We start from the raw sequence: 12,952 nt of genomic DNA on the forward strand, positions 1-12,952 counted from the left end.
CCGGTTGGTTTTCACGCAGCCTGACCGGGGCGCCAGGTGCCGGTGGAACGTCGCGGGGGAAGGGGGCCAGGCTCGGCAACGCCTCTCCTCGTGCGATGGGCCCGTCAGGCCCGCGTGGCCACGTTGAACAGGATGACGCTGAACCCGCCGAAGCGGATCTTGTCGCCATCGCGCAGCTCTCGTCGGCCCTGGAAGCCGACCGCCTCCTCGTTGTGGAACGTCCCGTTGGTGGAGCCGAGGTCGGCGAGGACGAGCCGGCCGCTGTCGACCTCGATCGTCGCGTGGTGGGTGGAGGTCGTTCCGTGGGCTATCTCGATGTCGACCTTCTGTCCTGTCTCGGCGCGGCCGACGACGTTCTTGCCTTGCCAGAGCGGCCAGAACCGGCCGAGCGGGTCGTCCTGGAAGCTCACGAGGAAGCCGGCGAGGGCGCGTCGGTCCTGCCCGATGGCCCTCGGCGGCGCCGGCGTGGACGGGTGCACAGCCGGAGGGGCGGACATGTACTGAGGCGGTGGCGCCGGCTGGGGCATGTGGTGCTGCTGGGGCGGAGGAGGCTCGCCGTAGCCGCCCATGCCGCCCCCCTGCTGCACGGGTGGCGGCGCGGACGGCCCTGGGTAGCCGCCCATGCCGCCCCCCTGCTGCACGGGCGGCGGCGCGGACGGCCCTGGGTAGCCGCCCATGCCGCCCCCCTGCTGCACGGGCGGCGGCGCGGACGGCCCTGGCTGGTTGGGCGCGTGCGTCGTCTGATTGAAGGCGTCGCCGCTCATGTGGATACCGTCGAGGGCGATCGGGTGGCCTCCCTCCATGCAGAACGAGCCGCCCGCCGGGATCGCGTGCCCCTGCACGCAGCGCGCGCCCTGCGGCTGCGGAGGAGGACCGAAGCCGGGCCGCGGGATCGGGGGGCCGGGATAGCCGCCCTGCTGCTCCGGGAAGCTCGGGGCCGAGCCATAGCCGCCGCTGCCGCCCTGCCCGCCGTAGATCGGGGGCTCGGGTGGGAACGGAGGCGGCTTCAGCGGCAGCGGAGGAGGTGGCGGGGGAGCGCCGTAGCCACCGGGCTGCGACCCGAAGGGCGGCGGGGGACCGAAGCTCGACGAGCCGCCCTCGGGCGCCGGCGGGAAGCCGGGGGGCGAACCCGGAGGAGCCCCGAAGGGCACCGGCGGAGGCGGACCGAAACCACCGCTAGGCGAGCCGAAGTTGGGGGGAGGCTCAGGGGGCGAGCCGAAGCCGGGGGCAGGAAACGGCGGAGGAGGAGGCGGCGCCCCGAACGCTCCGGGCCCGGAGGGAGCGAGCGGCGAGGCGCACACAGCGCAGAATTTATCGGCTGGGGTCGCGGGCGCACCGCAACGCGGACAGAGCATGGTGATCCTTCTCGGGTTTCGCGGCGCCGCGGCGCCGCCGCCGCGAGCATACCGTGGGCGCTCGGCCGAGGATCAAGAAGAAGTATGCGGGAATCCTTGCTGGTGGCCGACAATGCGGCTCGCGCACGCCTGCGTGCAGCGCTGTTCGGCGCGCGCCGGCTGCAGCGCTGCGCCATGGCCGCGTCGGCGCGCGCGCTCGAAGCCAGGGGCCGGCTGCCACCTGGCCATCTGCTCTGCGGGAGCGCGCTGCGTCTGTCCGCGTGGCCGGGACGCCGGCCGGCGCGGATCAATCCTTCGCGTCGCGGACGCGGGCGGCCTTGCCGGCGAGGCCGCGCAGGTAGAACAGCCGCGAGCGGCGGACCACGCCGCGCGAGACGATCTCGACCTTGTCGATGCGGGGGCTGTGGAGGAGGAAGATGCGCTCGACACCGACCGTGAAGCTCACCTTGCGCACGGTGAAAGTGCTCCGGACCCCGGCGCGGTGGCGCTTCAGCACCACACCCTGGAACACCTGGATGCGCTCCTTCTCGCCCTCGACGATCCGGTAGTGGACGCGCACCGTATCGCCGACGCGGAAATCCGGGATCCCCTCGCGGAACAGGGGCGCTTCGATCTTCGCGAGGATGTTCGAGGTCTGCATGGTCGGTCAATCCTTCAAAGGGTCGGGGATCCGTCTTCGCGGGCCCGTGCTCAAGGGGGCAGGGCCGCCGCCGTTTGTGGACTGCATCCGGCGGAGCGGGGGCCGCGAGCGGCCCGGTGCTTCACGCCATGACGCAGATGCTGGCCCGGTCGCGGTTCCGGGAGCATGGGCGCGAGCTCGGCCCGCGCACCTCCCCGGGGGGTACCGGAGAGGTGCGGCATTATGCATGCGGGCGATCGGGTGTCAACGCCGGCAACGGCGCATCTGCGAGCTCTCGCGCTGCTCTGCGCGCGAGCTCTCTGCCTCAGCGGCGGACGGGGATGATTTGCACGCGGCGGGCCTCTCCCTCGCCGTCGCTCTTCGTGACGACGCCGGGGAACTTCGCCAGGGCCAGGTGGACGACGCGGCGGTCCTGCGGGTTCATCGGCTCGAACGTGATGATCTTGCCTTCCTCGACCGCCTGCTTGCCGAGCCGGCGCGCCATGGACGAGAGCGTGTCCTCGCGGCGTTGCCGGTAGCCCTCGGCGTCGATGATCACGTGGCGCCGCTTCTTGCCCGGCCGGTTGATCACGCGGTTGGCGAGGAACTGCAGCGCCGCGAGCGTCTGACCTTTCTTGCCGATCACGCGACCAGCGTCCTTCCCCTCGACCTCGAGGCGGATCTCTTCGGGCGGATCCTCCTCCTCGTTTTCGAGGAGGTCGACGGTGCAGTCCATGCCCATCGACGCGAGCACATCGATGACGAAGTCGAGCGCGATGTCGGCGCGTCCGTCCTCCTCGAACTCGGCCGCGTCGCCAGCGCCCTGCGCCTCTACATCGACATCCGCCGCGTCGATTCCCCTTTCGGCAGCTTCACTATCCACGGACACGTGCTTTTCCCTTTCCGAGAGCAGGCGCCGACTTGTCGTCGCCCGGAGTCTTCTTCGTCGCGGATTGGGGCTCCGCGCTCGCGATCTCTCGCACCTCGATACCGGCGGCCCGTTCGTCCCTCGCCTTCAGGTACCGCTCGACGAGCAACTGCTGGCCGATGCCGAGCCAGGTGTTGGTCAGCATGTAAACGCCGAGGCCGGCCGGGAGGAAGAGCATCATGGCGGTGAAGATGCCGGGCATCAGGTACAGCATCATCTTCTGCTGCGCAGGGTCGCCCTGCGGGGGCATGAGCTTCTGCTGGATGAAGCTCGAGGCGCCGAGGACGATGGGGATGATGAAGTACTTGCCCGGGGCCGACAGGTCCGGGATCACGGGGCCGAACGGGGTGTGGTAGAGCTCCACCGCGGTCTGGAGCGCGGTGTAGAGGGCGAACCATACCGGCATCTGGAGCAGCATCGGGAAGCAGCCGATGACCGGGTTGGCGACCTTGTTCTTGCGCCAGAGCTCCTGCATCGCGAGGCCGCGCTGGGTGGCGTCGTCCTTGTACCTCGCGTTGATCTCATCCATCTCCGGCTTGAGCTTGCGCATCGCCGCGGCGCTCTTGATCTGCTGGATGCTCAGCGGGAAGAGCAGCAGCCGGACGGTGATGGTGAGCAGGACGATCGCCCAGCCCCAGCTGCCCACCGCGCCGTAGAGGACATAGAGGTACGAGACGAGGAGCTTCGCGATCGGCGAGAACCAGCCGAGATTGATGACCTCGCTCGCTCCGTGGTCCACGGCGGCGAGCAGGTCGCGCTCCTTCGGGCCGGTGAAGGAGAGGACCTTGTAGGTCACCGCGCCGCCGGGCGCGAGCTCGTGCTCCGGGTAAGCGAGCCGCGCGCGGTAGACGTGCCCGAAGGTCGGGTCATTGCCCTTCTGCTGGAACTTCGACGTGTCCCAGATCTCCTCGATCTGCGTCTCGGCCACGGGCTGCCCGGGCCCTTCCAGCGGGATCGCGATCTTGCTGAAGTAGCTGCTCGCGACCGCGGCAAACCGCGCGTTGCCCGGCGTGCGCCGCCAGCGCTCGGCGGTGAACTCCTTGTCCTCGAAGTCCTTGGGCTCGAAGGCGTCGGGGAGCTGGCGCTCGGTCGTCTGATCGGTCGCGGCGACCGTCTCGGTGATCCACTCCGAGAGCAGGCCGAGGTGGCCCTCGGTTTCCTTCTGGGTTCGCCACGAGGTCTGCTCGACCGCGAACCGGTGCTTGCGCGGCTCCTGGCCGACGTTCTCGACCGTCACCTGCAGCGAAAGCTCGTAAGGGCGCCCGGAGGCGGCGACGACCTTCGTGAGCTTCGTCGTGTCGTCGGTGTAGGTGAAGGTGCAGCTCTTGCCGTCCTGCGCCGAGAGCTTCCAGTCGAGGTCGTCGAACGGCACCTGCTGCGTGTTGCCGCCCGGCAGGCGCAGGTCCGTCCTCAGGGGCATCCGCGACTCGAGCGAGGTCGTGACCAGGTCCATCGGCCTGCGCTCGCCGTTCCCCGTCGTGTACTTCGGGTCGGTCATCCAGAGGTGCCGGACCGACGCGCCCCGCGTGGAGAGCTCCGCCTTGAACCGATCTCCGTCGATGACGCACGCCTCCGCGGGGGTGCGCTCCGCGGGGGCGGTGCTGTCGTTCACGTCGAGCGGCTGGAACTGTTCCGCGCTCTCACCGAAGAGGAGCGGCTTGCCGAACTGGATGAACAGGATGATGGCGAGGCCGAGGAACAGCCATTTGGCGATATTGCTGCGTTCCATGAAGTCCTTCGTCGATCCCAGGATCTCGAGCCGCGCCCTTCGCTGCTGGCGTCTCGTGACGCCTCACGAGGCTGCCCAGCGTCGCTTCGGACGGGCTTCGCTCCGCGGCTTGTCGGGCGCCGTGCCGCCGGGGCCTTGTCGATGGTCGAGCGGGATTAGTCCATGAGAGTGACCCGGCCGCTGAAGCCCGCTCGCCGAGGGGGCGAGGCGTGCGAGGCGAGCTCCGTGCCAGTAGCCGAACAGCGTGCCGTATCCCGCGGGTCAGCGTCCCGTTGCGTCGGCATCCGAGCCGCCGCGCCACGGGGAAGACGAGGTGGTGGCGGAGGGTCGAACCCGCCCGGATGAAACGGGTGACACCTACACAGTCGCTTGAGCGAAAGCAAGCTCCCCCGAAGCGCTCCGTGACCCAGGATGCAGGCGGCGGCGTAGCGCGAGCACGAAGGCTCGAACCGGCAGACCGGGCCCATCAACGCCACGATGACCCTGGAGAGCGTCATCTGGTAGGCGCGGATCAGCGCGAGGAGGAGCTTCGCCAGCATGCGGTGACCCGTGAGTGAGCGGGGAGCTTGGGGCTCAGCGCACCACGGCGCAAGGTAAGCCTCGTCATCGGGCGGGCGGATCTTCTGCGCCGCGCTCGTCCGCAGCCGGGGGCGCGCCGGCGAGGGATGGCGCGGCGGCGAGCGCGTCCCGTGCCCTGCGCCGGAGCACCGGGACCACGCTGCGCAGCTCCGCGAGCACGTCGTCGAGGCCGAGCGAGCCGGCGCCGGTGCGCAGGATCACCACGATATCGACGCGCTCCGGGAAGAGCTCCGGGAACCTCCGGAATGCCTCCCTGAGCAGGCGCTTCGCACGGTTGCGGGCCACGGCGTCGCCGACCTTGCGCGAGGCGACGAGGCCCAGCCGAGGCGCACTCGGTACGGGAGCGGGCGCCGCGCCGTTCTCCGCGCCGCGAGCGGGCGCGTCGATGGGGGCCGCGACGAGGATCAGCAGGTGCCGGGTGTTGACGCGATGACCGCCGTTCTGGATGCGAACGAAATCGGTCCGCTTGCGGATGCGGCGCCCGCGGGGGAACGACGAGGGGGAGGACGCCGACGAGCGCGGGCGCGCTGGCGCCATCACGCCCGCGTTACTTCTTGTAGATGGTGGGCGAGAGCCGGGCGCGGCCCTTGCGGCGGCGGTTGTTGATGACCTTGCGACCGCCGGCGGTCGCCATACGCGCACGGAAGCCGTGAGTCCGGGCGCGGCGGGTGTTATGGGGCTGGTAGGTGCGCTTCATGGCTGGTGGTCCCTTGGCGTTCTGGACCGCGAACGGCGGCGACCTGGCCGCACGTCAAGCGGGCGCGCAAGAAAGCACGGCGTTCGGCCCAGGTCAACACCAGACGACGCGGCGCCGACTCGGTTCGCCGTTCTCTCTCACCTTTCTAGGTACCTGGGTTAGCGTGTAGCCTCCGATCGACCGCGACGGCCGTTCTAGACGGGTCACAGGAGGGAATTTGACGCGCACCGGAGGACATGTGGGGGAGAAGCAGCACGTGGCTGCGCGGGGCGTCACACGACGCGCGCTGGGCGCTGCTGCGGCGGGAGCACTGTTCCTGAGCGCGCTCCCTGCCAGCGCACAGACGAGGACGTTCTACCTGGACCGGCTCTACATGGCCGGCGCTCCCGAGGATTCGATCGCGCTCTGGAGGCCGCAGGTGGCGCCGGAGACGCGCTTTTTCGGGCAATTCGGGCTCGGCTTCGGTCTCAATCCCTTCCGGATCGAGAACATGCTGAACGATGAGCGCTCCGCGCAACGCTTCAGCAGAGAGCACGGCGCGCCGGTGTCGTCGCAGCTCATCGGGTACCTCAACGGAGGCGTCGAGTTCCTCGACCGCTTCAGCGTCCAAGTGGGGCTGCCGTTCGTCGGCTTGCAGACGAGCAACCAGACGAACGACGCGAGCATCGCCGGCGCGCAGGACGCGGCGAGCCCGTCGAGCGCCGCGATCATGGACATGCGGCTCGACGCGCGCGCGGTCCTGTACCGCTCCGACGATCGCTTCTTCAAGCTGGGCGTCAACGCGGCCGCGTGGGTGCCGACGGGCCACAGGTTCTCGTTCGCCGGCGACAAGAGCACGAGCACGCTGATCGGGCTCTCGGGCGAGATCGACCTCCGATCCATGTTCTTCGTTCTCAACACCGGAGTGCAGTTCCGGCCGTACGCCTCGCTCAACGACTTCAACGTGTCGCACGAGTGGCGGTGGGGTATCGGCGGCTTCGTGCCGCTGCGGAACGGGACCTTGCGGCTCGGCGCGCAGATCTTCGGCTCGACCGGCCTCGGTCGGGGCACGACGTTCACCGGGGACAACACCCCGCTCGAGTGGATGGCCGAGGGGCGGCTCGCCCTCGACCAGCGGAAGAAGGCGTGGCTCGGCGTCGGCGGTGGAACGCGGCTCACCGGCGGCTACGCGCCGGATTTCCGGATGACCGGGGTCCTCGGCTACGCGTTCGGCATCTCGGATGTCGAGCCCATGTCGCCCGGCGCGCGCTTCAAGGGGCCCCCGCCGCGCGCCGCGGACACGGACAAGGACGGCTACCCGGACGACATCGACCTCTGCCCGACCGATCCCGAGGACAACAAGCCGCCGAACTCCAGCGACGGCTGCCCGGCGCTGCCCGACCGCGACGGCGACGGCATCCCCGACGTCAGCGACAAGTGCCCGGATGAGGCCGAGGATTTCGACAAGATCAACGACGCCGACGGCTGCCCGGAGGACGACGCCGACGAGGACAAGATCCCGGACGCCAAGGACGCCTGCCCCAAGGAGCCGGGCGAGCCGAGCCCCGAGCCGGCGAAGAACGGCTGCCCGCAGTTCATCCGCCGCATCACGGGATCGAGCGAGATCCAGATCCTGAAGCAGGTGCAGTTCGCGACCGGCAGCGCGAGGATCCTGCCGAGCAGCTACGGCATCCTCGACGAGGTCGTCCGGCTGCTCAAGGTGAACCCCGAGATCGGGCTCGTCGCGATCGAGGGCCACACGGACAACCGCGGGCCTGACCAGCTCAACGAGCGGCTCTCCAACGATCGCGCCCACTCGGTGAGGACCTACCTCATCGAGCGCGGCGGCATCGACCCTGCCCGGCTCACGGCGGCGGGCTTCGGGCCGCGGCGGCCGATCGACAACAACAACACCGAGGCCGGACGCCAGAAGAACCGGCGCGTCGAGTTCCACATCCGGGAGAGCAACACGGGCGGCAACAAGGCCTCCGGCAACAACACCGGCGGCAACAGTGGCGGTACGGTCACGCCCTAGATGCCAGCGCCGGGCGGCGCGCGCGGGAGCTCTGCTGTGTGCAGTCCTCGCCGCCGCGTGCCGCCCGGACGAGGGCACGCCCTATCGCTGCAGCTGCACCTTCGTCACGGACTTCGACGCCGACGCGAAGCTGGACGTGGAGGTCTGCTCGCCGACCGAGGCCCGCGCCGAGGGCGTCGGACGCGGGTGCGCGCAAACCCACGCGCCCGGCCCGGTGTCCGGATGCTCCTGCACGAGCGCCCCGGCGCGCGGACCGTGCGAGCTCGGCGCGTGCCGCGCTACCCCAGCAGAGCCCTGAGCTCGGCCGGCGTCGTCACCGGGGCCGAGCACGTTCGCCCGCGGCAGACGTAGGCCACGGCCGCGCCGGGGCGCGCCGGCTTGCCCTCGGCGACGACCCGCGCCGCCGCGGCCGTCTCCGGGCGCGCCGGATCCACGACGACGACCGCCCGGTTCGGCAGGTAGGTCCCGAACGCCTCGCGCGCGAGATCTCCAGCCGCCATCGAGCCCGCCTCACCGACCACGACCACCGTCACGCTGCCGCGCGCGAGGCGGTCGAGCACGCACACGGTCTGGCCGAGCCCGAACGGGTTCTCGAGGGCGGCCGGCGCGAGGGCCTCGAGCTGCCGCTCCGCCGGCGGTAGGTAGCGCTCGTCGGCGATCTCGGCGAGGCGCAGGCAGAGGAGCGCCGCCATCGAGACGGCCGACGGCGCGGCCTGATCGTAGATGTCCTGCGTGCGCGCGATCAGCGCGTCGCCGTCGTCGGGCGTGAAGAAGAACCCGCGCGCCGCGTCGTCCCAGTGGTGCGCGATCATCGCGTCGGCGATCGCGCGCGCGACGCCGACGTAGCGCGGATCGGAGGTGGCTTCGTACAGGTCGAGGGCCGCGTTCCCGAGGTACGCCTGGTCGTCCAGGAACCCCGGCCGCACGTCGCCCGCGGCCGCGCCGCCGCCCTCCGCCTTCGCGCCCGCGGGCGCGCCGTCCTTGAGGTAACGGCCGACGCGCCCGCCGCGGATGAGCTTCTGCTCGAGCACCGCGAAGGCGCGCGCCGCGGCGTCGACCCATGCGGGCTCATCCAAGGCGCGGCCCGCGTCGGCGAGCGCCCCGAGGAGCAGCCCGTTCCAGCTCGCGAGCACCTTGTCGTCGCGCGCAGGCCGGGGCCTCGCCTCGCGCGCGGCGAGCATCTCGACCCGGGCGCGCGCGAGCGCCTCGCGGCAGCGATCGAGGTGCGCCGCGGCGTCTCCTCCGGCGCCGGCGTCGAGGACCGCCGCGGCCTGCTCCAGCGTGCGGTGCTGCGAGAGCACGGTCGCGCCGGTGTGCTCGAAGTTGCCCTCCTCCGTGATGCCGAAGACGAGGCGAGCCACGTCGTAAGCGAGCTGATCCTCGCCGAGCGCCGCGCGCAGCTGGTCGAGCGTCCACACGAAGAACTTGCCCTCGCTCCCCTCGGAGTCGGCGTCCTGCGACGCGTAGAACCCGCCCTCAGGGGCGCGCATCTCGGCGAACAGGTAGCCCACGATCTCGCGCGCCGTCTCGGCGTAGATCGGCTTCTTGAACGCGCGGAAGCCGTCGGTGTACAGGCGCAGGAGGAGCGCGTTGTCGTAGAGCATCTTCTCGAAGTGGGGCACGAGCCAGCGCTCGTCCGTGGAGTAGCGGTGGAAGCCGCCGCGCAGGTGGTCCCAGATGCCGCCGTCGCGCATCCTGTCCAGCGTGAGCTCGACGCTCTCCGCCGCGACGCGATCGCCCTCCAGCACGCCGCGGCGTAGCAGCACGTCGAGCGACATCGTGTTCGGGAACTTCGGCCGCGATCCGATGCCGCCGTGGCGGTTGTCGAAGCGCGCGAGCAGCTGCCGCGACGCGCGCCGGAGCAGCTCCGACGAGGCGGGCTCGACGGCGCTCGCCGCCCCGGCGGCGGCGGTCGCCGGCGCGCGCTGCACGCGCTCGATCGCCTGGGTGATCTCCTTCGCCTGGAGCTCGACCTCGCCGCGCCGGTTCCTGTAGGCGTCGGCGACCGCGTCGAGGACCTTCGGGAAGCCGGGCATGCCGTGCTGGTCCTTCGGCGGGAAGTAGGTGCCCGCGAAGAAGGGCCGCTGGTCGGGTGTGAGGAACACCGTCAGCGGCCAGCCGCCGCTCCGGCCCATGAGCTGCACGACGAGCTGGTAGATGTGATCGAGATCGGGGCGCTCTTCCCGGTCGACCTTGATGTTCACGAAGAGCTCGTTCATGCGCCGGGCGATCGCCTCGTCCTCGAACGACTCGCGCTCCATGACGTGGCACCAGTGACAGGCGGCGTAACCGATGGACAGGAGGATCGGCTTGTCCTCGCGCCGCGCGAGCTCGAGCGCCTCGGCCCCCCACGGGTACCACGCGACCGGGTTGTGCGCGTGCTGCAGGAGGTACGGCGACGGCTCGCTCGCGAGCCGGTTCGTGGGGGATGCCATGGGGCCCCACCTAGCGTCGGGCGAAGGGGACCGCCAGCCGGGCGGTAGCGGGCTGGGCGCCTGGGCCAGGCCCGCTCTGGGCTACGCCCGCTCCAGCACGAGGGCGCAGTTGTGCCCGCCGAAGCCCGCCGAGCACTTCACCGCGTGACGCAGGTCGACCGAGCGCTGCTCGCGCACGACGTCCAGGGAGCATTCCGGATCGAGCTCATCCACGTTGATCGACGGGTGCAGCAGCTGGTCGCGCAGCGAGCACACGACAGCGATCGTCTCCACGGCGCCGGCGCCGCCGAGCAGGTGCCCGATCATCGACTTGGTCGCCGAGATCGGGATGCGCGCGAGGCGCTCGCCGAAGACCCGCCGCAGCGCGAGCACCTCGGCGGCGTCGCCCTGCGGCGTCGAGGTCGCGTGCGGGTTGATGTACCCGATCGCCTCCGGCGCGACGCCCGCCCTGGCGAGGGCGCGCTCCAGCGACAGCGCGAGCCCGAGCCCGGTCGAGTGCGGCCGCGTGAGGTGCTGCGCGTCCGTGGTCATCCCGAAGCCGGCCAAGAGGGCGAGCGGCTTCGCGCCGCGCGCCCGCGCGTGCTGCTCCTCCTCGAGCACGAGCGCGCCCGCGCCCTCGCCCATCACGAAGCCGTGGCGCCGCCGGTCGAACGGGCGGCTCGCGCGCGTCGGGTCGCCGTCGATGGCCCTGGCGAGCGCCTTCGCGTTGCCGAACCCCGCGACGGTGTTGAGCCGCGTCGCGGCCTCGGCGCCCCCCGCGACCATCACGTCGGCCTCCCCCGCCTCGATCATGAGGGCCGAGGTCGCGATCGAGTGCGTGCCGGTCGCGCACGCGCTCGCGAGGTTGTACGACGGCCCCATGAGCCCGTAGCGCATGGCGATGAGCGCCGCCGCGCCGTTCGGCATGACGCCCGGGATGAAGTAAGGCGACACGGCCCTCGGACCGCGCGCCGCGCTCCGGGCGATCTGCTCCTCGAAGATATCGACGGAGCCCATCCCGGTCGACATCAGGCACCCGATCCGGGTCCGGTCGAGGCCGCCGCCGACAGGCGCCGCGGAGCCGCCCGGCGCCTGCGCGCCCTCCGCCGCCTCGTGGTCCGCGGCGGGGGCGCGCTGGATCGGCGCGATGCCCGCCTCGCGCAGCGCCTCCACCGCGGCCGCGAGGCTCAGGTGGGTCACCCGGCCGTAGATGTCCGCCTCCTTGGGCGACAGGTACTTTCCGACGTCGAACCCCTTCACGCTGGCGGCGATGTCGCTGCGGAGCTTGTCGACGGGGAAATCGCGGATGAAGTCCACGCCGGACCGGCCGGCGAGGAGGTTTTGCCAGGTGGTATCGACGTCGTTGCCCAGCGGGCATACGGCGCCGATCCCGGTCACGACGACCCGCCTTCGCATCGGACTGCTCGTGCTCGCTTCAGGGAGGGGGAGAGGGTTCAGGGCGGGCCGGGGGACGGTTCAGGCGGACAGCGCCTGCGGGCCGGCGTCGTTCAGGTTGGGAGCGACCGCGAGGCCCTCGATCGACGTGTCGCGCGACGTGTCGCGGCGGCGCTCTCCGCCGTGGCGCAGGTCGAGCGCGGCGCGCTGGGCGGAGAGCATCTCGTGCCGGCCCACCCCGAGGTACTTGAGGATCGGCATGTAGACCTTCTGGATGAACACGTTCCGATCGACGCCGGCCTCGCGCATCTTCAGGATGCGCGAGTCGTAATCGGGGACGATCCCGACGCCCGGCATCTCGAAGTTCGCGAACACGTGCGCCATGTCGGCGAGCGTCCCCTGCCGGTCCTCCTCGAGCAGCACCTTGATGACGTTCTGGTAGAAGCGGCAGTGGGCGATCTCGTCGCGGGCGATGTAGTCGTAGACGGCTCGCAGGCACTCGTCGTTCTCGCCCGCCGCCCGCTCCCGGTGCTTCACGTAGATGACGAACGTCGCCATCTCCTGCACGCAGCCGTAGAAGGTCATCTGCCGCGGCGTGTGGAACGGGAGATCCCACTTCTTCGCGAAGAGCTGGTGCTGCAGATCGGTGAGCTGCTCCTCGGTGCGCTTGCCCGACCGCAGGAGGTACTGCATCAGCGTGAGCGAGTGCTTCGACTCCTCGTAGGCCCAGTTCGCCTGGAACCACGCCTGGCCGAAGTAGCTGCGCACGAGGTTGATGCCGTTCGACACGTAGTCGGGCAGGTACATCTCGACCGAGCAGAAGGTCTCCGCGCAGAGCGCGAGCTCCTCGCTGGCGTCCTTGTTCACGCGGTCCCAGGGGATGTCCTCGAAGAGGTTCCAGCGGCGCTCGCGCTCCGCCTTCTCGAAGAAGGTCATGTACTCCTGGAAGATCTTCTCCTCGAGCCGGCTCATGCGCCTGCCTCCAGCCGCTCTCCGACCTTCTTGCAGAGGTCGCCCACGGTGATGAGCTCGACCAGATCTTCGTCCGGAATCATGATCCCGAGCTCGGTCTCCATCTCTCCGACGATCTGCATCATCGAGAGCGAGTCGATGCCGAGCTCCGTGATCACCGACGTCGCGGTGACGCTGGGGAACTCGCGCTTGTCCACGCGAGCGGCAACCGTCTTGAACATCTCGAGCAGATTGGTCTTGTCCGTCATGG

The 12,952-nt window shown here is 70.7% G+C and carries 12 protein-coding genes; 1 reads left to right on the forward strand and 11 read right to left on the reverse strand.

Going from position 1 to position 12,952, the window contains the following annotated elements; translation table 11 throughout:
• Positions 1-104 precede the first annotated feature (104 nt).
• From WMF36_RS12510 to rpmH, 7 genes are all read right to left on the reverse strand, one after another.
• The gene (locus WMF36_RS12510) at positions 105-1,151 is read right to left on the reverse strand and encodes an FHA domain-containing protein (RefSeq protein ID WP_437579826.1); all 1,047 of its coding nucleotides are present in this window, start codon (positions 1,149-1,151) and stop codon (positions 105-107) included.
• A gap of 490 nt (positions 1,152-1,641) precedes the next feature.
• Positions 1,642-1,995 (reverse strand): 50S ribosomal protein L19, encoded by a 354-nt coding sequence (gene rplS, locus WMF36_RS12515; protein WP_436611162.1) that lies wholly within the window; start codon positions 1,993-1,995, stop codon positions 1,642-1,644.
• A gap of 304 nt (positions 1,996-2,299) precedes the next feature.
• On the reverse strand, positions 2,300-2,857 hold the full coding sequence (locus WMF36_RS12520) for a protein jag (RefSeq protein ID WP_437579827.1): 558 nt from the start codon (positions 2,855-2,857) through the stop codon (positions 2,300-2,302).
• Complete coding sequence (gene yidC, locus WMF36_RS12525; RefSeq protein ID WP_437579828.1) at positions 2,850-4,631, reverse strand: membrane protein insertase YidC; 1,782 nt, start codon at positions 4,629-4,631, stop codon at positions 2,850-2,852. The genes WMF36_RS12520 and yidC overlap by 8 nt, the downstream gene beginning before the upstream one ends.
• 155 nt (positions 4,632-4,786) lie before the next feature.
• Positions 4,787-5,170: a membrane protein insertion efficiency factor YidD gene (gene yidD / locus WMF36_RS12530; protein ID WP_437579829.1), complete on the reverse strand. Its 384-nt coding sequence runs from the start codon at positions 5,168-5,170 to the stop codon at positions 4,787-4,789.
• 64 nt (positions 5,171-5,234) lie between these two features.
• A complete protein-coding gene (rnpA, locus tag WMF36_RS12535) occupies positions 5,235-5,747 on the reverse strand; it encodes a ribonuclease P protein component (protein WP_437579830.1) in 513 nt (170 codons plus the stop codon).
• A gap of 10 nt (positions 5,748-5,757) precedes the next feature.
• Positions 5,758-5,907, reverse strand: coding sequence for a 50S ribosomal protein L34 (gene rpmH, locus WMF36_RS12540; protein WP_272103402.1), 150 nt, complete (start codon positions 5,905-5,907; stop codon positions 5,758-5,760).
• A gap of 256 nt (positions 5,908-6,163) precedes the next feature.
• Between rpmH and WMF36_RS12545 the strand changes: the two genes are divergently transcribed.
• Positions 6,164-7,921: an OmpA family protein gene (locus WMF36_RS12545; protein WP_437579831.1), complete on the forward strand. Its 1,758-nt coding sequence runs from the start codon at positions 6,164-6,166 to the stop codon at positions 7,919-7,921.
• Positions 7,922-8,199: 278 nt separating this feature from the next.
• Here the strand turns inward: WMF36_RS12545 and WMF36_RS12550 are convergent, their stop codons facing one another.
• The 4 genes from WMF36_RS12550 to WMF36_RS12565 all read right to left on the reverse strand — a co-directional run bounded on the left by WMF36_RS12550 (position 8,200) and on the right by WMF36_RS12565 (position 12,950).
• Positions 8,200-10,356: a thioredoxin domain-containing protein gene (locus WMF36_RS12550; protein ID WP_437579832.1), complete on the reverse strand. Its 2,157-nt coding sequence runs from the start codon at positions 10,354-10,356 to the stop codon at positions 8,200-8,202.
• An 81-nt stretch (positions 10,357-10,437) separates the two neighbouring features.
• A complete protein-coding gene (locus WMF36_RS12555; protein WP_437579833.1) occupies positions 10,438-11,751 on the reverse strand; it encodes a beta-ketoacyl-[acyl-carrier-protein] synthase family protein in 1,314 nt (437 codons plus the stop codon).
• Positions 11,752-11,811: 60 nt separating this feature from the next.
• The gene (locus tag WMF36_RS12560) at positions 11,812-12,702 is read right to left on the reverse strand and encodes an acyl-ACP desaturase (protein WP_437579834.1); all 891 of its coding nucleotides are present in this window, start codon (positions 12,700-12,702) and stop codon (positions 11,812-11,814) included.
• Positions 12,699-12,950, reverse strand: a complete 252-nt coding sequence (locus WMF36_RS12565; RefSeq protein ID WP_437579835.1) for an acyl carrier protein — start codon at positions 12,948-12,950, stop codon at positions 12,699-12,701. The genes WMF36_RS12560 and WMF36_RS12565 overlap by 4 nt, the downstream gene beginning before the upstream one ends.
• Between the last annotated feature and the right edge of the window lie 2 nt (positions 12,951-12,952).

Source organism: Sorangium sp. So ce887 (assembly GCF_051521455.1).
Taxonomy (GTDB): Bacteria; Myxococcota_A; Polyangia; order Polyangiales; family Polyangiaceae; genus Sorangium.